This is a genomic window from Pseudomonas sp. AC016 (assembly GCF_979253365.1).
Genome location: NZ_CEEDCC010000001.1, coordinates 2825666 through 2851794 on the forward strand (window position 1 = coordinate 2825666; position 26129 = coordinate 2851794).

Below are 26129 nucleotides of genomic sequence, written 5' to 3' on the forward strand. Positions count from 1 at the left end.
GAGGTGTTTTCGGACTATCCCAACCTATCCCAACAGTCCGCGCATGATCACGAACAGCAGCGACGGCCCCAGCAGGCAACCCAGCGCGGTGTAGAACGCAGCCGTCAGACAGCCATAAGGCACCAGCTTCGGATCGGTGGCCGCAAGCCCGCCCGCCACACCGCTCGACGTGCCCATCAGCCCGCCGAAGATGACTGCGCTGCGCGGGTTGTTCAAGCCAATGAACGGTGCCACGAAGGGCGTCGCGATCATCACCAGAATCGCTTTGATCAATCCCGCTGCAATGGACAGCGCCATGACTTCGGAACTGGCTCCAATCGCCGCGCCGGTGACGGGACCGACGATATAGGTCACGGCCCCTGCGCCAATGGTCGTCAGGCTGACCGCATCGGTGTAACCGAACGCAGTGGCAACCGCGACACCGGCGATGAACGACGTGCCGATGCCGACAAACAGCGAAAGCACGCCCACGTACCCCGCACGCTTGAGTTCATTGACGTTGACGCCGAATGCCGTGGCGACAATCGCAAAATCCCGCAGCATCGCGCCGCCCAGCAACCCGATTCCAGAGAGCAGCGGCAGATCGACGACGCCCTTCTGCCCGCCGGTCATTGCGCCGCCGATGTACGACAGCACCAGCCCCAGCAGGATGGCGATGGCCGAACCGTGCAGGCGACCTTTGGTGAAGGTGTCCGAAAGCCAATAGGAGAACCACATCGTGATGCCGATCACCGCAAAGCCGCTGATCAGCCCGTAACTGGTGATGACTTTTATCATGGACTCGTACATGGCCCTTACCCCGCCGTCTTGGTGGGAGCGGCAGGCACTTCAGTCTGGCCCTTGCCCATGCGTGTCAGCACCGGAACCATCGCGAAGGCCACCACCACGGCCAGCGTGCCCGCGAGGATCGCCATAGGGCCGCCCTTGAGCGCGCCATAGACATTCTGCTGCGCAGCCATCGCGACCACGATCGGGATGTAAATCGCGCTCCAGAACTCGACGCCCTGTTCGGTCTTGCCCTTGAACAGGCCGCGTTTGCTCAGATAACTGCCGAGCCCGATCAGCAGCAACATGGCGATACCGACACCGCCGACGTTGGCAGGCACGCCGATCAATTTGCCGAGCACTTCGCCGATAAAAATACCCACCAGGGTACAAAACGCCAAAAACGCCACACCGTAGATAATCATTGTTGTTATTCCTCTGTTTGCATTGCTGAAGTTGTTGTTTTTGTCCTTCGTAGCAGCTGCACGGCGTCTCTATCAGGTGCGGGCGCCCTCCTCTCGCGATAGCGCGATCAGGCTGTCCAGACGTGCGGCCTGAAAGGCCACCGCCGTTCCCTGGTCGAACACCCGGCGCGCCAGTCCGGTCAGCACAGCACCGGGCGGCAATTCGATCTGCAGGCGCACGCCCCGCTCGTAGGCGGTTTCCACGGTGCTGCGCCAATCCACGACCCGGCACATGTTGAAGGCCAGATCGTCACGCAGCTTTTCAGCGTCCATCACGGGGCGCGCGGTGCTGCCACTGAGGTAGCGCACGTTCGGTTTACTGACCTCAACCCTGGCGAACGCATCGGCCAGCGTCTGCGCAGGCGCTTCAAGCAGCGAACAGTGCGACGGCACGCTGACCGCCAGACGCTTGATGGCGGCCGCACCCGCAGCCTTGGCGAGTTGGCCGACCTGACGCATCGCCTCGGCGCTGCCAGCAATGACCAGCTGATTGTCAGCATTGATATTGGCGAGAAACACCGGCGACCCGGCCTGATGAACCTGAGCAATCATCGCCTCGACCTGCGCCTGATCCAGGCCAATGACCGCCGTCATGCCGTAGCCTTCGGGATAGGCGCTTTGCATCAGCTCGCCGCGCAGCGCCACCAGACGCACGGCATCGTCGAACGCCAGCGCACCGGCAATCACGGCAGCCGGATAGGCCCCGATGGACAATCCGGACACGTAATCAGGCTTGCATTCTCGCGCCTGTAACAGCCGGGCACAGGCCACGCCTGCGATCAGCAGACACAACTGAACGGCCCGGGTCGATTGCAGCGCCTGAACGGTGTCCAGCGCCATGACGTCTTCACCCAGCGCTGTCGAAGCGTCCTGCAGACAGTCGCGAACCACGGGATCGTCCGGCAACTGATGCAGCATGTTCGCCTGCTGTGCACCCTGGCCTGGAAACACCCAGAAGCTGCTCATGCGCACACCTCGGCCAGTTGCCATGGATCGGCAACCAGACGGGCGCCGCTGGCACTCTTGAGCAGCACTCGACCCGACGGCCGCGCCCACTCGCGCAGCGCCACGGCACCCTGCTCGAGTTGCAACTGGACGTCGATCCGGCAGACGGCCGTTTCCAGCGCCTCGACCAGTTCGGCCGCCCAGCAGCGCTCTACAGGCTGGGGCGTGCGCAGGATCAAATCCAGATCGCTGCCCTGATGCAGCGCCGAAAAACCGCTAGCCAGTTCGAATCCGGCGCTGCCACCCACGCCCCAGCTCAGTTCCAGCGAATCCATGACCGGGCGGATCAGACACAAGGCGCGCAGCGCAGGCCAGTCGTGCAGGCAACCGTCGACCACATCCACCAATTGCTCCGGGCTGACCCGACGGGAAATGTCCGCGCACGCCATGACCGCCGCGTAACGCTGCTCTCGAGCATGACCACGCAGCCCCACCGCAACCAGCCCCGCCGTCACGACCTGACGGCGCACCACCACCGGCCGACCGGCCAGCACGGCTTCGACGGCCCACTCAGGCGCGTCTTCAGGCAAGGCGGACAGCGGCATGCCCCACAACAAGTCGTGGGGCAGCACGGCCGATGACAAATGCCTCACCACTGCGCTCGCAGCAGTTGGCGCACGTGGGCCGATGCCGCCCGGTTGCTCGCACCCAGGCGACTGCTCAGATCAGTGCCGCTGGCTTTCACGTCCTTGATTGCACTGCCGAGCACATTGCGCACCTGGGCAAGATCCTCCGCGCCCGGCTGTTCGATCTGGCTGACCGACAGGGTTTCCCACAGCAGACCCAGGCTGGCGTAGTTGTCGATGTCGTAAGCCATTGGTGGAATGGTCGAGGCGAGTTTTTCCAGCTCTTCGACGCTGCGCAGGGTGACGCGGGCCGCCGACGCTTTGCCCATCGCATGCACCATGACGCCCGGATCACGCAGGGCGATCAGTCGATTGGCCTGATAACCGTGAGCCAGAAACGCACCCGACATCGCCTTGCCGACCAGCAGTCCGATCACCGGATGCCCGGCCAAGCGGGCCCGCGCATAGCTGTCCACAGCACCCGCCAGCGCCTGATGAATGCCCAGCGCTTCTTCGCGTCGGCCATAGGCCTGACTTGGCACGTCGACGATGGCAATCAACGCGCGCTTGTCAGGCCGCTCACGATCCAGCTCGATTGCCTCGTCCACCGCCCTGGCCAGGCCCCAGCCTTCCAGCAGCCCAACCTCGCCCTGACGCGCCCGAGGAAAGCGGTTATCCGGATCGGCTACTACTGCCAGAAAACGCACCGGCTGATCGCCCAGTGTGCCGTCGGCCACCTTGAGCGACGCGGGCAAATCGCTGACCGGCGTTGCACCTGCGCTCAATGCGTTGAACCAGTTCAAACCCCGTTGCTGAGTACTCATGACCGGGCTCCTTGAAAGAGAGTGCGGACGGTCTGCGGGTCGATCTGCGACGCAGTGTCCAGATTCGCCAGACGTTCCAGAAACACTGTGTGCTGACCACTGCGATGCTGCGCAGGCACGCCCTGCCTGAGCCAGTTGCCGACCTGCTGTTTGATCGCTGCCACGTCATCGGCGGCAAAGCCGTCTACCAGATCGCTGGCGAAGCGCTGCTCACCGCCGGTCAGGCTCCAGATGAAGGGCCGGTCGCGGGAGTCATACTCTTCGATGCCCGCTTCCTGCTCGATTACCTGCGGACCGTTAAGGCCGAGACGGGCTTCCTGAGTCACCAGCAGATAGCTGCACAGCCCGGCCGCAATGGACATGCCGCCAAAGCAACCGACGCTGCCTGCCACCACACCGATCACCGGCTGGTACTGACGCAGATCGACCATTGCGGCATGGATCTCGGCAATCGCGGCCAGGCCCAGATTGGCTTCCTGCAAGCGCACGCCGCCGGTTTCCAGCAGCACGATGGCGGCGGTCGGGATGCCGTTGCGGTTGTCCTCGGCAGCCAGTTCAAGCGCGCCGGCCATTTTCGCGCCGCCCACTTCGCCCATGCTGCCGCCCTGAAACGAGCCTTCGATGGCAGCAATCACCACCGGCAGGCCGTCGACCGTCCCTTTGGCGACCACCACACCGTCGTCGGCCTGGGGCACCACGCCCTGGCGCGCCAGCCAGGGCGACATGACCCGGTCGAACGGGTCGATCAATTCGCGGAAACTGCCCGCATCCAGCAAGGCGCGGGCGCGCTGGCGGGCGCCGAGTTCGATGAAGCTGTGTTGGCTCAGCAAACGTGCGGTATCAGTCATGGCCGACCTCCTCGAAACCCTGTTCCATGCGCAGTCGCACCACGCCCGGCGTCGCGCCGAAGTCATGAATATCGATGCTCAGCGCAGGCGGCATCTGGCCGTCGAACATGCGTTCGAACAGATGTTTCCAGCGCAACGAGGCGCCGTTGACCGAGGTCACCACTTCAATCGTCAGCTTGCCCGGCTGTCCGGGTTCCAGCAGCACTTCCAGGTCGCCGGAGCCGACGCAACCCACCAGCGCACGGCCCTTGGGCGGCTGTCCGGCGGGGAATTCAAAAGACAGGGTTTCCATATCAGGCACTCCTCGGTGCAGGGCTCGATGCATAGCCGAGCGCAGGCTCAAGACCATCAATAAACAGGCAGGCCGCCAGCAGGTCGGCTGCGCCACCGGGCGAGGCGTTGAGGGCCAGCAATTGCTTATCCAGCTCGTGCAGTTCACGACGCCCGGCCAGACTGGCGCTGCCGCCCGCGTCCAGCGCGCGTTGCGCGCCCTGTTGCATGGCCTGCAGACCTTCAGGCCCGGCGCGGTACAGCACGCAGGTGTCGGCCAACGTGGTCATGATTGCCAGCAACGCATCCAGGCGCGCGTTCTGCTCACCACTGCCCGCCGCACGGCTGCGCTGCAATTGCGGCAGCGCGACATTCGTCACGGCGGGAAAACCCTGTTGCGCCTGTTCGCGAGCGCCCATTGCGCCATAGCGTTGCGCGACGATGCTGCCGTGGCTGTTGCTGGCAACCACATGGCGATCCTCGATCAGCGCCAGACGCGCAGCGCGCTGGCAGATCGAGGCTGGCGCGCAATCGTTGACGTCCAGCGCTGCGGCGGTGACGAGAAGACCCAACGCCCAGATCGCGCCGCGATGGGTGTTCACGCCGCCAGTGGTGTGCAGCATCGCGGCTTCACCTTCGCGCCCCAGTCGTCCCAGCTCTTCACGCAACGGCTGCCCAACGATCTTGAACTGCGCAGCGGCCTCGGCCATCAGTTTGAAGGTCGGCCATAGCGACAGCGCCGACGCATGCATCAACCCCAGATGCAGATCGGTGTGCGCACCATTGCCACGACGGTCCACCAAGGCAGGCTTGGGCGACAGATTGGCCTCATCCATCAGCGCATCGACGGCCAGGTCAGCCAGATGCTCGGACAGTGAGACGGATTGCGGTGTCTGTTTGAGTGCACTCATCACCAACTCCTGAATTTGGCAGGCGGGTTGTAGAGGCCACCGGACCACTCGACCAGATCGGCGATGCTTTTTGCGGCCAGCAGTTCGCGACTGGCGTCGGTGCGGCGGATGCCGAGGTCTTCAGGCAACGCAATCAGCCCTTCGCGGCGCATGCGGGCGGTGTCTTTCGGGTTGTGGCGCAGACCAATGGCCGTCACGCCTGCCACAGCGGCAATCATCGCCTGACGCTCTTCCAGACTGCGCGCCTTGTAGAGGTAGGCGATGCCCTCTTCAGTCAGCAGGTGGGTCACGTCATCGCCGTAGATCATGATCGGTGCCAGCGGCATGCCGCTCTTGCGGGCCACTTCGACGGCGTCGAGGGTTTCGACGAAAGTCGGTTTGCCGCCTTCCTGAAAGGTTTCGACCATCTGCACCACCAGCTTCTTGCCGCGCTCCAGATAGGCGGCCGGGCCGTCATCGGTCTGCTGGCGCATGTCCAGCCAGGCCGGGGTGGCGTGGCGACGGCCGCGCGGGTCGTGGCCCATGTTCGGCGCACCGCCGAAACCTGCCAGACGGCCTCGGGTCACGGTCGAGGAGTGCCCGTCGCCATCGACCTGCAGGGTCGCGCCGATGAACAGGTCCACGGCGTACTGGCCTGCCAGCTGACACAGCTGCCGATTGGAACGCAGCGAACCGTCGCGCCCGGTGAAGAACACGTCAGGGCGCGCAGCAATGTAGTTTTCCATGCCCAGTTCGGTGCCGAAGCAGTGCACGCTCTCGACCCAGCCGCTTTCAATCGCAGGGATCAGGGTCGGGTGCGGGTTGAGCGTCCAGTTGCGGCAGATCTTGCCTTTCAGCCCCAGCGATTCGCCGTAGGTCGGCAGGATCAGCTCGATGGCCGCGGTGTTGAAACCAATGCCGTGGTTCAGCGACTGGACGTTGTGCTTCTCGTAGATGCCACGGATGGCCATCATCGCCATCAGCACATGCACCGGCTTGATGTGGCGCGGGTCACGGGTGAACAGCGGTTCGATGTAGAACGGCTTGTCGGCCACAACCACGAAGTCGACCCAGGAAGCGGGGATGTCCACGCGGGGCAGATCAGTCACGTCATCAACCAGTTGATTGACCTGCACGATGACGATGCCGTCGCTGAAGGCGGCCGGTTCAATAAGCGCGGGGGTGTCTTCGGTACTCGGCCCGGTGTAGATGTTGCCAGCCTTGTCGGCCATGAAGCCTGCGGCCAGCACCACGTTGGGGATCAGGTCGACCACCAGTCGCGAATAAAGCTCGATATACGTGTGAATCGCGCCGATTTCCAGCAGGCCGTCTTCCAGCAACTGGCTAATGCGCAGGCTTTGCGTGCCAGCGAAGGAGAAATCCAGTTTGCGGGCGATGCCCTGTTCGAACAGGTCCAGATGCTCGGACCGTCCGACACTCGGCATGATCATGTGCAGGTCGTGCACCTTGGCAGGATCGACCTTTGCGAGTGCGCGGGACAGAAAGTCGGCCTGTTTCTGGTTATTGCCCTCAAGCACCACGCGATCACCGGACACCAGCAGGGCCTCCAGCGCCGCGACGATGCTGTCGGTCGGCAGCACCACGCCGTCGGCCAGGGACCGCACCTGTTCGAGCCGCCGCTGCTTCTCGGTGCGGCGACGCGTCCAACGCGCGTCGGGGGAAGTTGTTATTGTCATGATCGCTCCACGATTTCGCTGTCGTGGTTCACCTTAGGAGCGGGAAGGTCCAGGCATCAATCAAGCAGACCACTCAATCATTACGGCTGGAGTAACGATTGCCGCTTGGAGGCCGCGCTCTGCAACACTTTCCAACGCCCGGATGACTTTCCTGTAGGAACGGTCCTTAACGGCTGATTCAGCCCTCAGGACAGGTGTTTTGCGCCTAGCATTCGGCGTTCCACACTCCAAAGGAAGCAGCTCTATGCCATTCATAGTCAGGGAAGGTGATACGACCACCAGCGGCGGTCTTGTGTCGAACACCTCGTCACGCATGATTCTGGACGATCAACGGGTGGCACTCATGGGCGACCCGGTATGGTGCCCGGCGTGCGGCAGCGCAGGCTACATCGCCCAGGGCAATCCGACCTATGTCGATGGATTTGTGGCGGCTGCCACGCATGGCCACGAAGTGCGATGCGATTGCCCGCCGGGCAGCAACCGCCTGATCGCTTCTCAGAACACATTCCAGGCCGACATGGATGCTGCCATCGACATTCCCGAGGACATGATCACCGAAGCGCGCCGGCGCGCCGACGCCCTGACAAAGGAAATCAAGGATGTGCGTTGGTTTCCAGCAAGTGATGCAGGTCGACGAACTGCCTTGTCAGCTTGTGGCGCGGATCAAGGTGGACCAGAGGCAGACAGGCCTCGTGAGACTCGCGCATCTTCACTGACGCATTGAGGTAGACCGGCAATACCGGGAGGCCTTCGGCCACCAGTTCATCCAGCATCTGCTGCGGCAGGCTCGCCCGAGGCTGGAACTGGTTGACGATGATGCCTTCCACTTGCAGGTTCTCGTTGTGATCTTCCTTCAACTCTTCGATTTCCCGCAGCAGGCCGTAGAGCGCCTGCCGGGAAAAACTGTCGCAATCGAAAGGAATGAGGACGCGATCTGCCGCAATCAGCGCCGACACCGCATAGAAATTGAGCGCAGGAGGCGTATCCAGGTAGATGCGTTCGTAGTCTTCGCCCAGCTCATCCAGCAATTTGCGAAGCTTGTTGATCTTGTGCTTTGCCTCAAGCTTTGGCTGCAAATCGGCAAGTTCTGCCGTGGCAGTTACCACATGCAGGTTATCGAACGGCGTCTCGTAGATATCGACATGGTTCTTCTTGCCGAACGGCGCGGAAGACAGCGTCTGCTTGAAGAACTCGGCAATTCCCATCGGGATATCGTGGCCCGTTAGGCCGGTGAGGTACTGGGTGGAGTTGGCCTGGGCATCGAGGTCGATCAACAGGGTCCGATAGCCTTCATTAGCGCTGACTGCAGCCAGATTGCAGGCAATGCTCGATTTGCCGACTCCCCCCTTCTGATTGAATACCACACGACGCATGCTTTGAATTCCTCGAGAGATTAAGAAACGACGTGACTGACCGATAAAGGCTGTACGCGTGGTCGAGTCTAGGCAATGCATACGACAACGGCGACCTTATCGGCAAGCCTAGTGAAAAATACGACACATTTATGTCATTTCAATGACTGTCTGGTTGAGCGTCAATAATGCGTACGCATGCATCACTTGAATGAGAATGGCTGCTGTGTAAACCCTTTACTTGTAACAAATTTGCTAGTCACGATCCCCACAAGGATAATGCGCACACTCATTCAACTTACCGCCCAGACTGATGCCGTCCTGGTATCGAAGTAGCGAGAAACAAGCCCGCAGGGGCGGGAAGAGAAGTTTTGATCACCTTCAACATTGCACGATGGCGCGCCTGGGCACCTGGCCTGGCGAGCGCAGACGAGTGGGAGCAATGGAGCCGCACCCCTAAACAGTTGCAGGACAGCAACGAGGCACCGGATGTGTCTTTTCTGCCTGCGATGCAGCGCCGACGGCTGGGCCGCATGGCGCGCATGGCATTCGCGGTCGGCTGGCCCCTCAGCGAGGGCTACGAGCGCATGCCGCTGGTATTCGTGTCCCGCCACGGCGAAACGCCCCGCACGTTCGACATCCTTCGCGATCTGGCCGCTGACGAGCCCATGTCGCCGACCCAGTTCAGCCTGTCGGTGCACAACGCCGTGATTGGTCTGTGGTCGATCCTGCGCGGTGAAACCAGCGAAATGACCGCACTGGCGGCCGCCGGCGACGGACTTGAATACGGGGCATTCGAAGCTGCTGCCCTGCTGGCCGAGGGCGCACCGGCCGTGCTGCTGGTGGTAACCGAAGAACAGCCTCCGCACGCCTATGCCCAATGGATCGACGACGTGCCCTTTCCCTATGCCGTCGGCTTGCTGCTGACGCCGGGTAACGAGTGGCAATTGTCCCTGAATACCGACACGCAAGGCGCGCAACGCACGCAGTGGCCCCATGCCCTGAATCTGTTGCAAGCCCTGCACACCGACCAGTCCTCATGCCTGCATCCGTGGAACAACCGATTATGGAAGTGGCAACGCAACCATTGAAGAAAGGCCGGGACGCCTATTACTGGCGTCTGCTGGCCACCGGTTTCAGCTTTGGTCTGTTCGGGATCAGCGGGCTGTGTCTGCGCGTGTTCGTTTTTCCGGTCCTGAGCTGCTTTCCAGGAAGCGTCGCAGACCATCAGCGACGTGCCCGCCGGACCATCAGTCGGCTGTTCTGGCGCTTCATCAGAATCATGGCGCGTCTGGGCGTGCTGACCTATGAGGTCAAAGGCGCCGAAAAGCTGGGACGCCCCGGCCAGATGATCATTGCCAACCACCCGTCCCTGATCGACGTGGTGTTCCTGATCGGGCTGGTGCGTGACGCCAACTGCGTGGTCAAGCGCAGCCTGTGGGAGAACCCGTTCACGCGCGGGCCGGTGCGCTCCGCGGGCTATATCAGCAACGACGGCAGCATGGACATGCTTGATGCCGCTGTGGAACGCCTGCAAGGCGGCCAGACGCTGATCATCTTTCCCGAAGGTACGCGCACCCAGCCCGGCCTGCCGCCTGCCTTTCACCGGGGCGCCGCCGCCATTGCCCTGCGCGGCGCCAGCATGATCACGCCGGTGACCATCAAGGTCAGCCCGACCACCCTCACCAAGGCCGAGCCCTGGTACCGGATTCCGCAACGCCGTGTGCATTTCACCCTGCATGTGGGTGCCGATATAGACCCTACAGCCTTCAGCGTGCTGGGCCCGCCGCCTTTGGCGTCCCGCAGGCTCAACGATTACCTGCATGACTACTTCATCAAGGAGCTCGCCACAGATGAGCGATCTACACCTGGACATTAAAGTGCTGATCATCGATGCCCTGGGCCTCGAAGACATCACCCCGCAAGACATCGGCAATGACCAGACGCTCTTCGGCGAGGGCCTTGGACTGGATTCGGTCGACGCACTGGAACTGGGCCTGGCCATCCAGAAGCGCTACGGCATCAAGATAGATGCCGACGCCAAGGACACCCGCAACCATTTCGCCAACGTCGACAGCCTTGTGGCGTTCGTCAGCGCCAGACAGCCGGTCTGAGGATTGAACATGCAAACCCGTGAAGACATCTTCCAAACCCTGCGCACGGCCATGGTCGAACTGTTCGAACTGGAACCTGAAAGGGTCGTCCCCGAGGCGAACCTCTATCAGGACCTGGAAATCGACAGCATTGACGCTGTTGACCTGATCGACCACATCAAGCGCAAGACCGGCAAGAAAATCGCGGCGGAAGAGTTCAAGTCCGTCAGAACCGTCAACGATGTGGTCGAGGCCGTCTACCGACTGGTCAGCACCGCCGAATGAAACGGCTGGTCGGTCTGATCCTGGTGCTGGCCGGTTTGCTGTACCCGTTCGCCGTCTATTGGGGAACCGAGCACTTCGCGCCCTGGCAGTTCGCCCTGCTGCTGGGAAGCCTGTGGCTGGCGCGCATCGTCACCGGTGAGCGCAGGCCGGGCAGCCTGGCGATGGCGCTGGTGGCGCTGGGGTTCTGCGTGGTGCTCGGGCTGCTCGACAGCCATGTGATGCTGCGCTGGTACCCGGTGCTGGTCAGCCTGTTCATGCTGGGCCTGTTCGGTTCGAGCCTGATCTACGGCCCGCCAATCGTCGAACGCATGGCGCGTATCAACCGGCCTGAACTCTCTGAATCCGGTATTCGCTACACCCGGCGGGTCACTCAGGTGTGGTGTGTGTTCTTTCTGGGCAACGGCCTTGCTGCAGCGGCGCTGACGCTGTGGGCACCGCTGTCATGGTGGACGCTCTACACCGGCCTTGTTTCCTATGGACTGATGGGCCTGCTGTTCGCAGGCGAACTGATCGTCCGCCTGCGCGTCATGGGCGGCCCATGAAATGGATTGCATGAACTGGCTGAATCTTGAAAACCTGCTGCTCGACACCACCACGGATCGACTGCTGACCACCACTCCACAGCTGACGCTCGCCCAATGGCGCGCGCAGTCATTGAGCGTTGCGGGCGGGCTTCAAGCCCGTGGCGTCCGGCAAGTGGGCGTGCACCTTGAAGATGCCGCCGAACTGGGCATCGCGTTGTTCGGTGCCTGGCGCGCCGGCGTAAGCGTGCTGCTGCCTGCCGATCTGCAAAGCCAGACCCGCGAACGCTGGGCCGGTCAGGTGGATCTCTGGATCACCGACCAGCCAAGCGATACAGCGCTGGGCGACCTGCACGCAGCCTCCCTGGCACCGGCAGAGCTTGATCTGGACCGGTGCTGCCTGAGCCTGTGCACCTCAGGCTCCAGTGGCGAGCCGAAGCTGATCGAGAAACGTCTGCGCCAACTTGCCAATGAAGTCACGGCCCTGGAGCAGCTCTGGGGCGCGGACTTGGGCCAGTCCTGCATGGTGGGCAGCGTGGCGACCCAGCACATCTACGGCCTGCTGTTCCGGTTGTTGTGGCCGCTGTGCGCGGGGCGTTCATTCCTGCGTCGTCAGTTGCCCTTCTCCGAAGACGTGCAGCGCGCCAGTCTCGAAAATGCGCCGTTCGCCTGGGTCGCCAGCCCGGCCCTGCTCAAGCGCATGGGCGACAACCTCGACTGGCCACGCCTGAGCGTCGTAACCCGGGTGTTCTCCTCCGGTGGCGTACTGCCGGGCGAAGCAGCGCAAAGCCTGCATGAGCGACTGGGGCAATGGCCGACGGAAATCTTCGGCAGCTCGGAAACCGGCGGCATTGCGTGGCGTCAGGGCGAACAGCGTTGGCAACCCTTCGAAGGCGTTGAGCTGACTCGCGGCGACGACGGTGCCTTGTGCGTCCGCTCGCCGTACCTGCCTGTTGGCCATATCGAACACACGGCCGACGCTGTACACATCGACCCCGACGGCCGTTTCGAACTGCTGGGCAGGCTGGACCGCATCGTCAAACTTGAGGAAAAACGTATCTCGCTGCCCCTGATCGAACAGGCGCTCGTCACCCATGAGTGGGTCCGCGAGGCGCGTCTGGGCGTGGTTCAGGAGAACCGTGCCTTACTCGGTGCGCTGGTCGTGCTGAGCGACAGTGGTCTGCTCGCACTCCGGACACAGGGCCGTCGTGCCCTGACCGAAGCGCTGCGCCAGCACCTGCGTCCGCATTGCGAAGCCCTGGCGCTGCCTCGGCGCTGGCGGCTGCTGCGGCAGATGCCGCTCAACGCTCAGGACAAACTGCCGCAGGCCGACGTTGAAGCACTGCTGATGGCCGAGCGCCCGAAACTTCCGGAGCTGCTGGATCAGAAAACCGTCGATGACGAGTTGCAACTGAATCTGGTCGTTCCACCCGATCTCGCGTACTTCAGCGGCCACTTTCCCAAGGCTCCCGTCCTGCCAGGCGTGGTGCAGGTGGAATGGGCCATGAAACTGAGCCAAAACCTGCTGGACCTGCCACCGCGCTTTGCGGGGATGGAAGTGCTGAAGTTTCAGCAACTGGTGCGCCCCGGCGACTGGCTCACGCTGACCCTGCGCTTCGATGAGCAACGCTCGAAACTGCATTTCGCCTTTCGCAACAGCGAAGGCGCGCCCTGCTCCAGTGGCCGGATCGTGCTGGAGGCTGCGCATGCATAAGCCCTGTGCGATCATTCCGGTGTTCGATCACGAGCTGGCCGTGCCCGACGTGGTCAGGGCCGTTCGTCAAGCCGGGCTGCCCTGCGTGCTGGTGGACGACGCCAGCAGCCCGGCCTGCGCGACGGTGTTGCAACAGCTTGCACAGACCGAGCAGGTCTATCTGGTGCGCCTGCCGGTCAATCAGGGCAAGGGCGGCGCCGTGATGGCCGGTTTTCGTGAAGCCGCACGGCTGGGTTTCAGCCATGCCTTGCAGGTCGATGCCGACGGCCAGCATGACCTGACGGACATTGCGCTGTTTCTGCAGCAGTCACGCGAGCATCCCGACGCGCTGATCTGCGGTTATCCACAGTACGACGAGAGTGTTCCGAAAGGACGCCTGTATGCGCGCTATCTGACCCACGTGTGGGTCTGGATCAACACCCTGTCGCTGCAGATTCGCGACTCGATGTGCGGTTTCAGGCTCTACCCGCTGGCACCCGTGCTGAAGCTGATCGACAGCGCGCGGATCGGCAGGCGCATGGACTTCGATTCGGAGATTCTCGTGCGCCTGTCATGGCGCAGGCAGCCCATGCGCTGGCTGCCGACCCGCGTTCACTATCCGCAGGACGGCCTGTCACACTTTCGCCTGTTCCACGACAACGCGCTGATCTCGAAAATGCACGCCAAACTGTTCTTCGGCATGCTGGTTCGCCTCCCGGTCATTCTCTGGCAGCGGTGGCGGTCATGAGCGTAAAACATAAGTCGAAGCAGCATTGGGCGAACCACGAGGAGCGTGGCAGTTTTCTGCTGATGAAGCTCACCGCGTGGGGCGTCAAACTGCTCGGCCGTCGCCTGCTGACACCGGTGCTGTATGGCATCGTGCTGTATTTCTTCCTGTTCGGCCGCCGCGCCCGGCACAGCATCCACGAGTACCAGCAGCGCCTGTCGCAGTGGAGCAACCGGCCCGAACTGCGCCCCACCCAGCGCCGGGTGTTCGGCCAGTTCATGGCCTTCGCCGACGCGCTGCTCGACAAGCTCGACGTTTGGAACGGCAGGCTCGGCATCGACCAGATCGAGATCATCGACCCGGCGCATCTGCGGCAGAACCTGCGCGGTTCGCGTGGCCAACTGCTGGTCGGCGCGCACCTGGGCAATCTCGAAGTGTGTCGCGCCCTCGCCGAACTGGGCGAGAAAGTCACCATGAACGTGTTGGTGCACACCAAGCACGCTGAACGTTTCAACCGTCTGCTGGGCGAAGCCGGGGCGACCAACCTGCGGCTGATCCAGGTCAGCGAGCTGGACCCGGCCATCATGCTGCAATTGAACCAGCGCATCGAAGAAGGTGAATGGCTGGCCATTGCCGGTGATCGTGTGCCGTTGCACGGCGGACGCAACGTGCGTGTCGATTTTCTCGGCCAGCCCGCCGCCTTCCCGCAAGGCCCGTGGCTGCTGGGCGGGCTGCTCAAATGCCCGGTCAATCTGTTCTTCTGCCTCAAAGGCCCGACCGGCTATCGCGTGATTCTCGAACCCTTTGCCGACGCCATCGAATGGCGGCGCAGCGACCGCCCGCAGGTCATCGAACACTGGGCCACGCGCTATGCCGAACGCCTCGGCCACTACTGCCTTGAAGCGCCACAGCAGTGGTTCAATTTCTACCCATTCTGGAAGTCCGATGACGAACCACGCTCCTGACACCATTACCTTCGGCGAACGGGCGCTGCGCATTGAAGACGTGCTGGCGCTGGCCAACCGCCAGGTGCCCACCGTTTTGCAGAGCGATGACGCGTTCCGCGAGCGCATTGCCAAAGGCGCACGGTTTCTGGATTCGCTGCTGAACAAGGAAGGCGTGATCTACGGCGTCACCACCGGCTATGGCGATTCGTGCGTGGTTGCCGTGCCGCTGGAACACGTCGAAGCGCTGCCGCGTCACCTGTACACCTTTCATGGCTGCGGCCTGGGCAAGCTGCTGGACGCACAGGCAACCCGCGCCGTGCTCGCGGCGCGGCTGCAGTCGCTGTGTCAGGGCGTGTCCGGGGTGCGCGTCGAACTGTTGGAGCGTCTGCAGGCGTTCATTGATCAGGACGTATTGCCGCTGATCCCGGAAGAAGGCTCGGTCGGTGCCAGCGGTGATCTGACGCCGCTGTCCTACGTAGCCGCGACGCTCTCGGGCGAGCGCGAAGTCATGTTCCGTGGCGAACGCCGGGCGGCCAGCGACGTGCACCGCGAACTGGGCTGGACGCCGCTGGTGCTGCGGCCCAAGGAAGCGCTGGCCTTGATGAACGGCACGGCGGTGATGACCGGACTGGCCTGCCTCGCATTTGCGCGGGCCGATTACCTGCTGCAACTGGCGACCCGCATCACGGCAATGAACGTGGTGGCGTTGCAAGGCAATCCGGAGCACTTCGACGAGCGCCTGTTCGCGGCCAAGCCGCATCCGGGTCAGACCCGGGTGGCCGCATGGCTGCGCCAGGACCTGGCGATCGACGCACCAACCGCGCCGCTGCATCGCCTGCAGGATCGCTACTCATTGCGTTGCGCGCCGCATGTGCTGGGCGTGCTGGCCGACAGCCTGAACTGGTTGCGTTCGTTCATCGAGATCGAACTCAACAGCGCCAACGACAACCCGATCATCGACGCCGAAGCCGAACGCGTGCTGCACGGCGGGCATTTCTACGGCGGGCACATTGCTTTCGCCATGGACAGCCTGAAAACGCTGGTCGCCAACGTCGCCGACCTGCTGGACCGGCAACTGGCGCTGCTCGTGGACGAGCGTTACAACCACGGCCTGCCGAGCAACCTGTCGGGCGCCAGCGCCGAACGCGCAATGCTCAACCACGGGTTCAAGGCCGTGCAGATCGGCGCCAGCGCCTGGACCGCAGAAGCATTGAAAAACACGATGCCGGCCAGCGTGTTTTCGCGCTCCACCGAATGCCACAATCAGGACAAGGTCAGCATGGGCACCATCGCCGCGCGCGACGCGATCCGGGTGCTGGAGCTGACCGAGCAGGTCGCCGCCGCCACGCTGATCGCCGCCAACCAGGGCGTCTGGCTGCGCACCAAGTCCGCCGATGCACGCCCGCTGCCACCCGCGCTGGCCGCCATGCACGAACAACTGAGTCAGGACTTCGCCCCCGTCATCGAAGACCGGGCGCTGGAGGCGGAGCTGCGCCTGTGCCTGAAACACATCGCCAACCGACACTGGAGGCTGCATGCGCAGTAAGGGATTTCTGCAGGTCGACACCGAAATCGTGGTGCCGTTTTTTGACGTCGACATGATGAACATTGTCTGGCACGGGCATTACGTCAAATACCTGGAAGTGGCGCGTTGCGCGCTGCTCGACCACATCGGCCACAACTACATGCAGATGCTCGAATCCGGGTATGGTTGGCCGGTGATCGACGTCCAGCTGCGTTACGTGCGCAGCGCCGTGTTCGGCCAGAAGCTGAACGTGCGCGCCGATCTGGTGGAATGGGAGAACCGGCTGAAGATCAACTACCTGATCACCGACGCGGTCACCGGCGAACGCCTGACCCGCGCCAGCACCGTTCAGGTCGCTGTCGACAGCCAGACTCACGAAATGCAACTGGCCTCGCCCAGGGTCTTCATCGATGCCGTAGAGAGAGCCTTGCCATGAGCCGTCCGCTTCGAGCGTTATGCGTATTGGGCCTGCTGTGCCTGTCGTCGCTGGCACACGCCTTCGACCTGCAACAGCTGAGCGATCAACTGGCCAGGTCTGCCGTGGTGCAAGGGCGTTTCACTCAGGAAAAACACCTGCGCGCCCTGCCGCAGCCGCTTATCAGCAAGGGCCGTTTCGTGCTGGCCAGGGACGCCGGGCTGCTGTGGCTGCTGGAAACCCCGCTGAAACAGGACTACCGCATCAACGCCAACGGCATTGCGCGCCGTGAAGCCGAAGGCAGCGCCAGCGTCTGGAAGCCGGTGCCCAACAAGAACGCCGGAGCCGAACAGAACCGCCTGTTCCTCGCCGTGCTGCAAGGTGACAGCAGTGGCCTGCAACGGGATTTCGAACTGCAACTCAAAGGCGACGCCAACGCCTGGCACCTGACGTTGACACCCCGCTCGCTGTTGCTGCAGCAGGTGTTCACGCAGATCAATATCGACGGCGGCGAACTGGTGCAACGCATAGAACTGCTGGAAACCCAGGGCGACAGCACGGTCCTGAAGATGATCGACAGCACCAGCGCCGCCGCGCTGACCGACGCGCAACGTAATGACTTTGCGAACTGAGCGCCTGCTGCCGCGCCTGTTCCTGCTGATTCTGGCGGGTGTGCTGGCGCTGGCCGCCTGGCAATGGCACGACCGCTCGCCGCTGTCGGCCAACCTTATGGAACTGGTGCCGGGCACTGACAACGACGCGCTGGTCAGCACGGCCGAGAAACGCATTCAGGAACCGCTCAACCGCGAAATGCTGGTGCTGGTCGGTCACGCCGACCGTCAGCAAGCCATCACCCTCGCCCGCACGCTGGCCGAGCAATGGCAGGCCAGCGGGTTGTTCGAAAAAGTACAGTGGACACTGCAGGCCGATCTGCCTGCCCTGCGCAACCAACTGCTGCAAGGGCGAATCGCGATGCTGCCGGCGGCGGATCGGGCGCAACTGATCGATGACCCGCAGGGCTTTATCGATCAGCGGGTGCAAACCCTGTTCGACCCTTTTGCCGGTTTCAGCCTCGTGCCCAGCCAGGACGACTGGCTGGGCCTGACCGGGCGCATACAGAACGGCCTGCCCCGCCAGGGATCGGTCGAACCGGATCTGGCCAGCGGCGCGTTGATCGCCTCGGCCGACGGTAAAAGCTGGGTATTGCTGCGTACACGCACCGGCAACGATGCCTTCGACATGCGCCTGCCCGGCCAGGTCGCGGACCTGCTCGCCACTGCCCGCCAGCAGGCGAGTCAGGCAGGAGGCCAACTGTTGGCCGCCAGCGGTTTGCTATACGCAGCGGACGGCCAGAAACAGGCCAGCCGGGAAATCACCTGGGTCGGCGGCGGCGCAACCATCGGTATCCTGTTGCTGCTGTTGCTGGCGTTCAGAAGGTGGAGCGTGCTGCTGGCGTTTGTACCCGTCATCGTCGGCATGCTGTTTGGAGCAGTCGCCTGCGTGACGGTGTTTGGCAGCATGCACGTCATGACGCTGGTGCTGGGCTCGAGCCTGATCGGCGTGGCAGTCGATTACCCGCTGCACTATCTGTCCAAAAGCTGGAGCCTCAAGCCCTGGCGCAGCTGGCCTGCCTTGCGCCTGACGTTGCCGGGGCTGAGCCTGAGCCTGGTCACCAGTTGCATCGGTTATCTGGCGCTGGCCTGGACGCCGTTCCCGGCGCTGACCCAGATTGCCGTATTCTCGGCGGCAGGTCTCATCGGCGCGTACCTGACAGCGGTATGCCTGTTGCCCGCGCTGCTCAGCAGGATCGAAATTCATCCCGCGCAGTGGCCGCTCAAGCTGGCCCAGCAGATGCTCGATTGCCGCGCCGCCTTGCTGCAACGCGTCAGCACGCCGATTTTGCTGGTGTTGCTGCTGGCTTTCTGCGGCGGCGGTCTCTGGCACCTGACCACCAAGAACGACATTCGCCAGTGGGTCGCAGCCCCGCAGTCGCTGACCGACGAAGCCCAGGCCATCGCACGTATCACCGGTTACCAGCCCACCAGTCAGTTCTTTCTGGTGCGCGGCAAGGATCAGCAGGAGCTGCTGGACCGCCAGACCGCGCTCACCCAGCGTCTCGATCAACTGGTGAACATGGACAAGCTGCAAGGCTACATGGCGATCAACCAGTTGCTGGACTCGCCTGCCGAACAACAGGCAACCCGCGCCGCTTTGGCGAAGTTGCCGCAATACTGGCAGCCATTGGTGCAACTTGGCGTTCCCGAAAGTGCTTTGAAAACCGAGCTCGCTCAACTACAGGCATTGCCGATGCAAGACATCGATCTTGCGCTGCAAGGCCCGCTGGCCGAACCCTGGCGTACGCTCTGGCTGGGGACGAATGAAGAAGGCGTGGCGACCATGGTGAGCCTGCGCGGCCTGAACAGCACGGCGTTGCTGCGCATGCAGGCGGGCGGGCTGGACGGCGTGCAACTGGTGGATCGGCTGGGCGAGCTCAATCAAGTGTTCGCCAGCACCCAGGTCAGCGCCGCCGAACTGAAGCTGGCGTCGTGTGTGCTGATCGTGCTGTTGCTGATCGTACCGTTCGGCTTCAACGGCGCACTGCGCATCGTCGCCCTGCCCCTGCTCGCTGCGTTGTGCAGCCTTGCCAGCCTGGGCTGGCTCGGCCAGCCACTGACCCTGTTCAGCCTGTTCGGCCTGCTGCTGGTCACGGCAATCAGTGTCGATTACGCCATTCTGATGCGCGAACAGGTCGGCGGCGCTGCGGTGAGCCTGCTGGGCACGCTGCTGGCCGCTGTCACCACTTGGCTGTCGTTCGGGCTGCTGGCGATTTCCGGCACCCCGGCGATCAGCAACTTCGGACTGTCGGTGAGCCTGGGGCTGGCGTTCAGCTTCATGCTCGCGCCCTGGGCCAGCCCGCGCCAGAAGAAACCTGCTGGATCCCCGGAGCCACGCCCATGATGGTTCTGGTGTTCTGGATAACGCCCGCGCGACTGCCCTCACGCGCCACTCCTTCAATCGATCCACCGAAAAGGAATACCTGTGCCCATCACTGACAAGGAAATTCGCCAGGTCGTCGTCATCGGTGCCGGTCCGGCCGGTTCGATTGCTGCGGCGCTGCTCAAACGCCAGGGTCACGATGTGCTGATCGTCGAGCGTCAGGTATTCCCGCGCTTCTCCATCGGCGAAAGCCTGCTCTGCCATTGCCTGGATTTCGTTGAGGAGGCGGGCATGCTCGAAGCCGTGCAGGCCGCCGGGTTCCAGCAGAAGAATGGCGCAGCCTTTGCGCGGGGCGAGCAGTACAGCGATTTCGACTTCGGCGACACTTTCACCGACGGCAAGCCCACCACCTTTCAGGTGCAGCGCGCCGAGTTCGACAAGCTGCTGGCCGATCAGGCCGAGTTGCAAGGCGTGGAAATCCGCTATGAGCAGGAAATCATCAGCGCCGATTTCGACGGTCCGCAACCGATCCTGCGCGTAAGACGCGAAGACGGCAGCGAATACAGCGTGCAGGCCGATTTCGTGCTCGACGCCAGCGGCTACGGCCGCGTGCTGCCGCGCTTGCTGGACCTCGAAGCGCCGTCCGGATTTCCGGTGCGCAAGGCCGTGTTCACGCACATCGAAGACCATATCGAGAGCCCGCCTTTCGACCGCCAGAAAATCCTCGTCAGCATTCATCCCGAGCACAGCGACGTGTGGTTCTGGACCATACCGTTCAGCCAGGGACGCTGCTCGCTGGGCGTGGTGGCGTCGGCCGAGCGGTTCGAAGGCAAACCCGAAGACCTGGACGCCTGCCTGCGGGCCTTCGTCGCGGAGACCCCGCAGCTGGCCAACGTGCTGAAAAACGCAGTCTGGGACACTCCGGTACGCACCATCGGTGGCTACTCGGCCAACGTCAAAACCCTGCACGGCAAGGGCTTTGCGCTGCTGGGCAACGCGGCGGAATTCCTCGACCCGGTGTTTTCCTCGGGCGTGACCATCGCGATGCGCTCAGCCAGCATGGCGGCAGGCGTGCTGAATCGTCAGTTGCGCGGCGAAGCGGTGGATTGGGAAACCGAGTTCGCCGTCCCGCTCAAGAAAGGCGTTGATACATTCCGCGCCTACGTCGAAGGCTGGTACGACGACACCTTTCAGAACGTGATTTTCTATGAGGGCGGAACGCCTGACATACGCCGCATGATCAGTTCCATTCTGGCCGGTTACGCCTGGGACGAGCGCAACCCGTTTGTCAGCGAACCCAAGCGGCGCCTGCGCGTGCTCTCGGAAATCTGCACGAGCGATGATGCATGAACGGACCGTTCCTGAGCGACAGCTACGTCGAAGAAACCCGCTTTGGCCTGTGGTTTCTGCGCAGCAATATCTGGCAATACCGGGTGCTGCGTGTCGCCATCGATGACCTGCGCAGTCTGTTCACGGGTCCGCTGCCTGCCGCGCCGGTGTTGCTGGACGCAGGCTGCGGACAGGGCAAATCGTTCCGGCACCTGAGCAAGGTGTTCAGCCCGGCCAGACTGCTCGGTGTCGATGCCGACCCGGACAGCCTGTCGCGCAGCCGCGAAGAGGCCGCCGCGCTCGGGCTCGACGTCGAACTGATCGGCAGCGACTGCGCCGCGCTGCAACTGCCCGACGCGAGCGTCGACCTGCTGTTCTGCCATCAGACCTTTCACCATCTGGTCGAGCAGGAACAGGCGCTGGCCGAGTTCTATCGCGTCCTCAAGCCGGGCGGCTATCTGCTGTTCGCCGAATCCACCGAGGCTTATATCGACACCTGGGTGATCCGCTGGCTGTTCCGTCACCCCATGCACGTTCAGAAAAGCGCCGCGCAGTACCTGGAGATGATCCGTCGGCAGGGTTTTGAGTTCGAGGCCAGCAATGTTTCCTACCCTTACCTGTGGTGGAGCCGCGCCACGGACTTCGGCCTGCTGGAAGCCTTGAAGCTGCGCAAGCCCAAGCCTTTCGGGCAGCGCAAGGAAACGCTGGTCAACGTGGTGGCCCGCAAGCCGTTGCGGGGTGATGCAACATGATCCGAGCATTGATTCTTTCGTTGTTGCTGCTCGCAGGTTGCGCCAGCCAGACGCCATTGCCGACCACCGCACCCACGCTGGCATTGCCGATGCAGTTGCACATCGAGCGCAGGCAGGCGGATCAGCGCCAGGACTGGATGTTGATCATCCAGCAGGAGAACAAGGGCCTGCGCTGGTCGATGATGGACCCGCTGGGCATTCCTCAGGCGCGTCAGTTGCTGATCGACGGCAAGTGGCAGGCAGACGGCCTGTTGCCGCCCAACCCTGAAGCCCGCGAACTGTTCGCCGCGCTGATGTTTGCCATGACACCGGATCAGGAATTGAACAGCCGCTACCCGACGGCCTATCGCCAGGGCATGCAGCGCCGTCTTGAGAATCGCTGGCTGGTCGAATATCAGTCGGCCAATGCCTTTACCGTCCGCCTCAAGGACGGCCTGAGCTACAAAGTGACCCCGTTGAACAGCGAGACCACGCCATGACCGCCCACCTCAACGCACTGGGGCTGATCTGCGCCCTGGGCAACGGCCAGGACGAAGTGTCTCGCCGGTTGTTCGCCGGCGACTGCTCAGGCATGGTTTTCGAAGACGGCTGGGTGGCGGAACGCACGTTGCCGGTGGGCGCGGTCAAGGACGCGCTGCCTGTGTTGCCCGCATCACTGCAATCGCAACACAGCCGCAACAATCAGTTGCTGCTGGCTGCCGCCTTGCAGATCGAGGGCGACATTCGTCAGGCCATCGACCGATACGGCGCGTCGCGCATCGGCGTGATCATTGGCACCAGCACTTCCGGCATCGATGAAGCCAGCAGCAGCATGGTCCAGTGGCTGCGTGAGCAGACCTTCCCCGAGCACTACGATTATGCGCAGCAGGAGCTCGGTGCACCGGCCAATTTTCTGGCGAGCTGGTTGCAACTGACCGGCCCGGCTTACGTGATCTCAACTGCCTGCACGTCCAGTGCCAGGGCCTTGCTCAGTGCTCGACGGGCGTTGGACATGGGGCTCTGCGACGCCGTGCTGTGCGGCGGCGTGGACAGCCTGTGCAAACTGACCCTGAACGGATTTTCCTCGCTGGAAGCCATGTCGCCGCAGCTGTGCAATCCGTTTTCCAGCAACCGCAACGGAATCAACATCGGCGAAGCCGCGGTGTTGTTTCTCATGACCCGCGAAGCGGGTGGCAACCACTCGATCGCCTTGCTGGGCGCGGGTGCCAGTTGCGATGCGCACCACATCTCGGCCCCGGAACCAACCGGGCGCGGCGCACGTGATGCCATGCAGCAAGCGCTTAGCAACGCCCGGCTTGCGCCTGAACAGATCGGTTATCTGAACCTGCATGGCACCGCAACCGTTCACAACGACGCCATGGAAAGCCTGGCAGTGCAGGCGGTGTTTCCGAACGGCGTGCCGTGCTCGTCGACCAAACCACTGAGCGGCCATACCCTCGGTGCAGCCGGGGCGCTGGAAGTCGCGTTCTGCTGGCTGAGCCTGTCGCCCGACAACCTTGAACACGTCCTGCCGCCTCATGTTTGGGACGGCGCGGCCGATCCATCCGAACCTGTACTGCAACTGACTGCACCGGGCGCACGTCTGGCCGCTGGCGACAGCCGTTACCTGATGAGCAAGTCCTTTGCCTTCGGTGGCAACAACATCAGCCTGATTATCGGAGATGCACCATGATCGATTGGCCGCTCGCCGAACTGATTCCGCACGCTGGCGACATGATCCTCATCGATCAGGTGCTGGCCTTTGATGAAGAGCAGATCCAGACCTGCCTGACCGTGCGCGCCGGCGGACTCTTCAACGAAGCGGACGGCAGCCTGCCCGCCTGGGTCGGCGTGGAGCTGATGGCCCAGAGCGTGGCGGCGTTTGCCGGCTGTCAGGCACGCAGCAAGGGCGAAGCGGTCAAGCTGGGCTTTCTGCTCGGCAGCCGCAAGTTCGACTGCGACGTTGCGCACTTTCCGGCTGGCAGCGAACTGAACATCCACGCCGTGCGGTCGCTGCAGGACGACAGCGGCATGGGTGTCTTCGAATGCACCCTGACAGGCCCGGACATCAACGCCTTTGCGCGCCTCAATGTATATTGCCCACCCAACACTGCTGACTACCTGGCTGAAGGAGCCCCGGCATGACTGAATCCATACTGGTCACCGGCTCAAGCCGTGGCATCGGCCGCGCCATCGCCTTGCGTCTGGCTCAGGCCGGGTACGACCTGATCCTGCACTGCCGCACCGGCCGCAGCGAAGCCGAAGCGGTGCAGGCCGAGATCATTGCCCTGGGTCGCCAGGCCCGTGTCCTGCAATTCGACGTGTCGGACCGAGCGGCCTGCAAGGAAATTCTTGAGCAGGACGTGGAAACCCACGGTGCCTATTACGGCGTGGTGCTCAATGCAGGCCTGACCCGCGACGGCGCCTTTCCGGCGCTCACTGATGACGACTGGGATCAGGTGCTGCGCACCAACCTCGACGGTTTCTACAACGTGCTGCATCCGCTGACCATGCCGATGATTCGTCGTCGTTCGGCTGGCCGCATCGTGTGCATCACGTCGGTGTCCGGCCTGATCGGTAATCGCGGGCAGGTCAACTACAGCGCCTCCAAGGCAGGGCTGATCGGTGCGGCCAAGGCGTTGGCCATCGAACTGGGCAAACGCAAGATCACGGTCAACTGCGTCGCACCGGGCCTGATCGACACCGCCATGCTCGACGAGAACGTGCCGGTGAATGAACTGATGAAGATGATTCCGGCACAGCGCATGGGCACGCCCGAGGAAGTGGCGGGTGCGGTGAATTTTCTGATGTCGGCCGAAGCCGCTTACATCACGCGCCAGGTGCTGGCTGTCAACGGAGGCCTGTGTTGATGAAACGCGTGGTGGTCACCGGCATGTCCGGCATTACGTCGATTGGCAGCGACTGGGCCAGCGTCGAGGCGAATTTTACCGCCAATCGCAGCGGCATCCGGCGCATGGACGAGTGGAACCGGTTTACGGAACTGAACACGCGACTGGCCGGACCTATCGATGATTTCGCCGTGCCCGCACACTGGACGCGCAAGCAATTGCGCAGCATGGGGCGTGTATCGCGCTTTGCGGTGGGCGCGTCGGAGCAGGCATTGATTGACGCCGGACTGCTGAACGACCCGATCATCCGCGATGGCCGTATGGGCACGGCCTGCGGTTCGTCCACTGGCAGCACCGATGAGATCAAGGCGTTCGGTGCGATGCTGATCAACTCGGTGGCGGTCGGTCTGAACGCCAACTCCTATGTGCGAATGATGCCGCACACCACGGCCGCCAATATCAGCATTTTCTTCGGTCTGACCGGACGTCTGATCCCGACGTCCAGTGCCTGCACCAGTGGCAGCCAGGGCATCGGGTATGCCTATGAAGCGATCAAGTTCGGACGTCTGCCGCTCATGCTGGCAGGCGGCGCGGAAGAATTGTGCCCGACCGAAGCGATGGTGTTCGACGCGCTGTACGCCACCAGCCTCAAGAACGACGCCCCTCACACCACGCCACGCCCTTACGACACAGGCCGCGACGGGCTGGTGATCGGTGAAGGCGGCGGCATGCTGGTGCTTGAGGAACTGGAGCATGCCCAGGCACGTGGCGCCCACATCTACGCCGAGATCGTCGGTTTCGGCAGCAACGCCGACGGCGCACACAGTACCCGGCCGGAGCAGATCACCATGCGCCGCGCCATGGAGCTGGCGCTTGAAGACGCCAACCTGCCGCCCGAGGCCATTGGCTACGTGAACGGTCACGGCACAGCGACGGAACAGGGCGACATCGCCGAGACCCTCGCCACCAGCAGCCTGTTCGGTTCGCGCATGCCGCTCAGCTCGCAGAAAAGCTTCCTCGGCCACACCCTGGGTGCCTGCGGCGCGCTGGAGTCGTGGTTCAGCATCGAAATGCTCAACAGTGATCGGTATATCCACACGCTGAATCTCGATTCGATTGATCCAGAGTGTGGCGATCTGGACTACATCGTTGGCGAACCCCGACGAATGAGCAACGAATACGTCATGAACAACAACTTCGCGTTTGGCGGGGTCAATACATCGCTGATCTTCAAGCGCTGGGCGTGATCGGCGAGGCTTCCGGCCGTGATGCTGATCGTTCCTACGCTCCAGCGCTCATCGTTATACACAAGTCGAAACGCGCATCTGGATGCGGGCACTATTTCGGCCGTGGGAGCGGACCGGGCGGCGTTCCGTTTGTCCGCGAAAGCTGGTAC

At 62.9% G+C, this 26129-nt stretch carries 29 protein-coding genes and 1 pseudogene; 20 read left to right on the top strand and 10 right to left on the bottom strand.

Annotated elements, in window-relative coordinates; all coding sequences use genetic code 11:
• Positions 1 to 24 precede the first annotated feature (24 nt).
• From madM to mdcA, 9 genes are all read right to left on the bottom strand, one after another.
• Positions 25 to 789, bottom strand: coding sequence for a malonate transporter subunit MadM (gene madM, locus AC0IXS_RS12760; protein WP_004880326.1), 765 nt, complete (start codon positions 787 to 789; stop codon positions 25 to 27).
• Between the two features lie 5 nt (positions 790 to 794).
• Positions 795 to 1190: a malonate transporter subunit MadL gene (gene madL, locus AC0IXS_RS12765; RefSeq protein WP_004880328.1), complete on the bottom strand. Its 396-nt coding sequence runs from the start codon at positions 1188 to 1190 to the stop codon at positions 795 to 797.
• Positions 1191 to 1262: 72 nt separating this feature from the next.
• Entirely contained in the window at positions 1263 to 2195 is a 933-nt protein-coding gene (gene mdcH, locus AC0IXS_RS12770) for a malonate decarboxylase subunit epsilon (RefSeq protein WP_122668133.1), read from the bottom strand.
• Positions 2192 to 2818 (bottom strand): malonate decarboxylase holo-ACP synthase, encoded by a 627-nt coding sequence (locus AC0IXS_RS12775; protein ID WP_471824780.1) that lies wholly within the window; start codon positions 2816 to 2818, stop codon positions 2192 to 2194. Before AC0IXS_RS12775 ends, mdcH begins: the two co-directional genes overlap by 4 nt.
• Before the next feature lie 5 nt (positions 2819 to 2823).
• Complete coding sequence (gene mdcE, locus AC0IXS_RS12780; protein WP_122668135.1) at positions 2824 to 3624, bottom strand: biotin-independent malonate decarboxylase subunit gamma; 801 nt, start codon at positions 3622 to 3624, stop codon at positions 2824 to 2826.
• The gene (locus tag AC0IXS_RS12785; protein ID WP_057410902.1) at positions 3621 to 4472 is read right to left on the bottom strand and encodes a biotin-independent malonate decarboxylase subunit beta; all 852 of its coding nucleotides are present in this window, start codon (positions 4470 to 4472) and stop codon (positions 3621 to 3623) included. The genes mdcE and AC0IXS_RS12785 overlap by 4 nt, the downstream gene beginning before the upstream one ends.
• Positions 4465 to 4764: a malonate decarboxylase subunit delta gene (locus AC0IXS_RS12790; protein WP_004880339.1), complete on the bottom strand. Its 300-nt coding sequence runs from the start codon at positions 4762 to 4764 to the stop codon at positions 4465 to 4467. The genes AC0IXS_RS12785 and AC0IXS_RS12790 overlap by 8 nt, the downstream gene beginning before the upstream one ends.
• Before the next feature lies 1 nt (position 4765).
• Complete coding sequence (locus AC0IXS_RS12795; RefSeq protein ID WP_057410903.1) at positions 4766 to 5653, bottom strand: triphosphoribosyl-dephospho-CoA synthase; 888 nt, start codon at positions 5651 to 5653, stop codon at positions 4766 to 4768.
• Positions 5653 to 7329 carry a malonate decarboxylase subunit alpha gene (mdcA, locus tag AC0IXS_RS12800; protein ID WP_057410904.1) on the bottom strand — a complete coding sequence of 559 codons (1677 nt, stop codon included), beginning with the start codon at positions 7327 to 7329 and terminating at the stop codon, positions 5653 to 5655. The genes AC0IXS_RS12795 and mdcA overlap by 1 nt, the downstream gene beginning before the upstream one ends.
• Positions 7330 to 7573: 244 nt before the next feature.
• On the opposite strand from mdcA, the pseudogene AC0IXS_RS12805 reads away from it, so the two are divergent.
• Positions 7574 to 7945 (top strand): annotated as a pseudogene (locus AC0IXS_RS12805) (PAAR domain-containing protein); the annotation flags it as partial.
• On the opposite strand, the gene AC0IXS_RS12810 reads toward AC0IXS_RS12805, so the two are convergent.
• Complete coding sequence (locus tag AC0IXS_RS12810; protein WP_004880345.1) at positions 7923 to 8702, bottom strand: ParA family protein; 780 nt, start codon at positions 8700 to 8702, stop codon at positions 7923 to 7925. The pseudogene AC0IXS_RS12805 and the gene AC0IXS_RS12810 overlap by 23 nt on opposite strands.
• Before the next feature lie 350 nt (positions 8703 to 9052).
• Between AC0IXS_RS12810 and AC0IXS_RS12815 the strand changes: the two genes are divergently transcribed.
• The 19 genes from AC0IXS_RS12815 (at position 9053) to AC0IXS_RS12905 (ending at position 25980) form a co-directional block, all read left to right on the top strand.
• Positions 9053 to 9772 (top strand): beta-ketoacyl synthase chain length factor, encoded by a 720-nt coding sequence (locus AC0IXS_RS12815; protein ID WP_057410905.1) that lies wholly within the window; start codon positions 9053 to 9055, stop codon positions 9770 to 9772.
• Entirely contained in the window at positions 9748 to 10560 is an 813-nt protein-coding gene (locus AC0IXS_RS12820) for a lysophospholipid acyltransferase family protein (protein WP_137202699.1), read from the top strand. The genes AC0IXS_RS12815 and AC0IXS_RS12820 overlap by 25 nt, the downstream gene beginning before the upstream one ends.
• A complete protein-coding gene (locus AC0IXS_RS12825) occupies positions 10535 to 10795 on the top strand; it encodes a phosphopantetheine-binding protein (RefSeq protein ID WP_004880350.1) in 261 nt (86 codons plus the stop codon). Before AC0IXS_RS12820 ends, AC0IXS_RS12825 begins: the two co-directional genes overlap by 26 nt.
• A 9-nt stretch (positions 10796 to 10804) precedes the next feature.
• On the top strand, positions 10805 to 11059 hold the full coding sequence (locus AC0IXS_RS12830; protein ID WP_025995330.1) for an acyl carrier protein: 255 nt from the start codon (positions 10805 to 10807) through the stop codon (positions 11057 to 11059).
• Positions 11056 to 11601, top strand: a complete 546-nt coding sequence (locus tag AC0IXS_RS12835) for a COG4648 family protein (protein WP_137202698.1) — start codon at positions 11056 to 11058, stop codon at positions 11599 to 11601. Before AC0IXS_RS12830 ends, AC0IXS_RS12835 begins: the two co-directional genes overlap by 4 nt.
• Before the next feature lie 10 nt (positions 11602 to 11611).
• Positions 11612 to 13294 (top strand): ApeI family dehydratase, encoded by a 1683-nt coding sequence (locus AC0IXS_RS12840; protein WP_471824785.1) that lies wholly within the window; start codon positions 11612 to 11614, stop codon positions 13292 to 13294.
• Positions 13287 to 14021, top strand: a complete 735-nt coding sequence (locus tag AC0IXS_RS12845; RefSeq protein ID WP_191957521.1) for a glycosyltransferase family 2 protein — start codon at positions 13287 to 13289, stop codon at positions 14019 to 14021. Before AC0IXS_RS12840 ends, AC0IXS_RS12845 begins: the two co-directional genes overlap by 8 nt.
• Positions 14018 to 14965, top strand: a complete 948-nt coding sequence (locus tag AC0IXS_RS12850) for an LpxL/LpxP family acyltransferase (RefSeq protein WP_471824787.1) — start codon at positions 14018 to 14020, stop codon at positions 14963 to 14965. The genes AC0IXS_RS12845 and AC0IXS_RS12850 overlap by 4 nt, the downstream gene beginning before the upstream one ends.
• Entirely contained in the window at positions 14946 to 16493 is a 1548-nt protein-coding gene (locus AC0IXS_RS12855) for an HAL/PAL/TAL family ammonia-lyase (RefSeq protein ID WP_471824789.1), read from the top strand. Before AC0IXS_RS12850 ends, AC0IXS_RS12855 begins: the two co-directional genes overlap by 20 nt.
• Positions 16483 to 16908 (top strand): acyl-CoA thioesterase, encoded by a 426-nt coding sequence (locus AC0IXS_RS12860; protein WP_069145248.1) that lies wholly within the window; start codon positions 16483 to 16485, stop codon positions 16906 to 16908. The genes AC0IXS_RS12855 and AC0IXS_RS12860 overlap by 11 nt, the downstream gene beginning before the upstream one ends.
• Entirely contained in the window at positions 16905 to 17519 is a 615-nt protein-coding gene (locus AC0IXS_RS12865) for an outer membrane lipoprotein carrier protein LolA (RefSeq protein ID WP_471824791.1), read from the top strand. The genes AC0IXS_RS12860 and AC0IXS_RS12865 overlap by 4 nt, the downstream gene beginning before the upstream one ends.
• A complete protein-coding gene (locus AC0IXS_RS12870; RefSeq protein ID WP_449125044.1) occupies positions 17503 to 19845 on the top strand; it encodes an MMPL family transporter in 2343 nt (780 codons plus the stop codon). The genes AC0IXS_RS12865 and AC0IXS_RS12870 overlap by 17 nt, the downstream gene beginning before the upstream one ends.
• Before the next feature lie 81 nt (positions 19846 to 19926).
• On the top strand, positions 19927 to 21174 hold the full coding sequence (locus AC0IXS_RS12875) for an NAD(P)/FAD-dependent oxidoreductase (RefSeq protein WP_122668146.1): 1248 nt from the start codon (positions 19927 to 19929) through the stop codon (positions 21172 to 21174).
• Positions 21171 to 21905: a class I SAM-dependent methyltransferase gene (locus tag AC0IXS_RS12880; protein WP_191957526.1), complete on the top strand. Its 735-nt coding sequence runs from the start codon at positions 21171 to 21173 to the stop codon at positions 21903 to 21905. Before AC0IXS_RS12875 ends, AC0IXS_RS12880 begins: the two co-directional genes overlap by 4 nt.
• Entirely contained in the window at positions 21902 to 22384 is a 483-nt protein-coding gene (locus AC0IXS_RS12885) for a hypothetical protein (protein WP_191957527.1), read from the top strand. The genes AC0IXS_RS12880 and AC0IXS_RS12885 overlap by 4 nt, the downstream gene beginning before the upstream one ends.
• Positions 22381 to 23577, top strand: coding sequence for a beta-ketoacyl-[acyl-carrier-protein] synthase family protein (locus AC0IXS_RS12890; protein WP_471824795.1), 1197 nt, complete (start codon positions 22381 to 22383; stop codon positions 23575 to 23577). The genes AC0IXS_RS12885 and AC0IXS_RS12890 overlap by 4 nt, the downstream gene beginning before the upstream one ends.
• Complete coding sequence (locus AC0IXS_RS12895; RefSeq protein WP_122668148.1) at positions 23574 to 24029, top strand: hotdog family protein; 456 nt, start codon at positions 23574 to 23576, stop codon at positions 24027 to 24029. The genes AC0IXS_RS12890 and AC0IXS_RS12895 overlap by 4 nt, the downstream gene beginning before the upstream one ends.
• A complete protein-coding gene (fabG, locus tag AC0IXS_RS12900) occupies positions 24026 to 24754 on the top strand; it encodes a 3-oxoacyl-ACP reductase FabG (RefSeq protein ID WP_191957529.1) in 729 nt (242 codons plus the stop codon). Before AC0IXS_RS12895 ends, fabG begins: the two co-directional genes overlap by 4 nt.
• Complete coding sequence (locus tag AC0IXS_RS12905; protein ID WP_137202694.1) at positions 24754 to 25980, top strand: beta-ketoacyl-ACP synthase; 1227 nt, start codon at positions 24754 to 24756, stop codon at positions 25978 to 25980. Before fabG ends, AC0IXS_RS12905 begins: the two co-directional genes overlap by 1 nt.
• The last annotated feature ends 149 nt before the right edge of the window (positions 25981 to 26129 follow it).

What these genes read in the sequence shown, in the direction of transcription:
- madM (WP_004880326.1), bottom strand. Translation starts at nt 789, where the DNA reads ATGTACGAGTCCATGATAAAAGTCATCACCAGTTACGGGCTGATCAGC.
- madL (WP_004880328.1), bottom strand. Translation starts at nt 1,190, where the DNA reads ATGATTATCTACGGTGTGGCGTTTTTGGCGTTTTGTACCCTGGTGGGT.
- mdcH (WP_122668133.1), bottom strand. Translation starts at nt 2,195, where the DNA reads ATGAGCAGCTTCTGGGTGTTTCCAGGCCAGGGTGCACAGCAGGCGAAC.
- mdcE (WP_122668135.1), bottom strand. Translation starts at nt 3,624, where the DNA reads ATGAGTACTCAGCAACGGGGTTTGAACTGGTTCAACGCATTGAGCGCA.
- AC0IXS_RS12785 (WP_057410902.1), bottom strand. Translation starts at nt 4,472, where the DNA reads ATGACTGATACCGCACGTTTGCTGAGCCAACACAGCTTCATCGAACTC.
- AC0IXS_RS12790 (WP_004880339.1), bottom strand. Translation starts at nt 4,764, where the DNA reads ATGGAAACCCTGTCTTTTGAATTCCCCGCCGGACAGCCGCCCAAGGGC.
- AC0IXS_RS12795 (WP_057410903.1), bottom strand. Translation starts at nt 5,653, where the DNA reads ATGAGTGCACTCAAACAGACACCGCAATCCGTCTCACTGTCCGAGCAT.
- mdcA (WP_057410904.1), bottom strand. Translation starts at nt 7,329, where the DNA reads ATGACAATAACAACTTCCCCCGACGCGCGTTGGACGCGTCGCCGCACC.
- AC0IXS_RS12810 (WP_004880345.1), bottom strand. Translation starts at nt 8,702, where the DNA reads ATGCGTCGTGTGGTATTCAATCAGAAGGGGGGAGTCGGCAAATCGAGC.
- AC0IXS_RS12820 (WP_137202699.1), top strand. Translation starts at nt 9,748, where the DNA reads ATGGAAGTGGCAACGCAACCATTGAAGAAAGGCCGGGACGCCTATTAC.
- AC0IXS_RS12825 (WP_004880350.1), top strand. Translation starts at nt 10,535, where the DNA reads ATGAGCGATCTACACCTGGACATTAAAGTGCTGATCATCGATGCCCTG.
- AC0IXS_RS12830 (WP_025995330.1), top strand. Translation starts at nt 10,805, where the DNA reads ATGCAAACCCGTGAAGACATCTTCCAAACCCTGCGCACGGCCATGGTC.
- AC0IXS_RS12835 (WP_137202698.1), top strand. Translation starts at nt 11,056, where the DNA reads ATGAAACGGCTGGTCGGTCTGATCCTGGTGCTGGCCGGTTTGCTGTAC.
- AC0IXS_RS12840 (WP_471824785.1), top strand. Translation starts at nt 11,612, where the DNA reads ATGAACTGGCTGAATCTTGAAAACCTGCTGCTCGACACCACCACGGAT.
- AC0IXS_RS12845 (WP_191957521.1), top strand. Translation starts at nt 13,287, where the DNA reads ATGCATAAGCCCTGTGCGATCATTCCGGTGTTCGATCACGAGCTGGCC.
- AC0IXS_RS12850 (WP_471824787.1), top strand. Translation starts at nt 14,018, where the DNA reads ATGAGCGTAAAACATAAGTCGAAGCAGCATTGGGCGAACCACGAGGAG.
- AC0IXS_RS12855 (WP_471824789.1), top strand. Translation starts at nt 14,946, where the DNA reads ATGACGAACCACGCTCCTGACACCATTACCTTCGGCGAACGGGCGCTG.
- AC0IXS_RS12860 (WP_069145248.1), top strand. Translation starts at nt 16,483, where the DNA reads ATGCGCAGTAAGGGATTTCTGCAGGTCGACACCGAAATCGTGGTGCCG.
- AC0IXS_RS12865 (WP_471824791.1), top strand. Translation starts at nt 16,905, where the DNA reads ATGAGCCGTCCGCTTCGAGCGTTATGCGTATTGGGCCTGCTGTGCCTG.
- AC0IXS_RS12870 (WP_449125044.1), top strand. Translation starts at nt 17,503, where the DNA reads ATGACTTTGCGAACTGAGCGCCTGCTGCCGCGCCTGTTCCTGCTGATT.
- AC0IXS_RS12880 (WP_191957526.1), top strand. Translation starts at nt 21,171, where the DNA reads ATGAACGGACCGTTCCTGAGCGACAGCTACGTCGAAGAAACCCGCTTT.
- AC0IXS_RS12885 (WP_191957527.1), top strand. Translation starts at nt 21,902, where the DNA reads ATGATCCGAGCATTGATTCTTTCGTTGTTGCTGCTCGCAGGTTGCGCC.
- AC0IXS_RS12890 (WP_471824795.1), top strand. Translation starts at nt 22,381, where the DNA reads ATGACCGCCCACCTCAACGCACTGGGGCTGATCTGCGCCCTGGGCAAC.
- AC0IXS_RS12895 (WP_122668148.1), top strand. Translation starts at nt 23,574, where the DNA reads ATGATCGATTGGCCGCTCGCCGAACTGATTCCGCACGCTGGCGACATG.
- fabG (WP_191957529.1), top strand. Translation starts at nt 24,026, where the DNA reads ATGACTGAATCCATACTGGTCACCGGCTCAAGCCGTGGCATCGGCCGC.
- AC0IXS_RS12905 (WP_137202694.1), top strand. Translation starts at nt 24,754, where the DNA reads ATGAAACGCGTGGTGGTCACCGGCATGTCCGGCATTACGTCGATTGGC.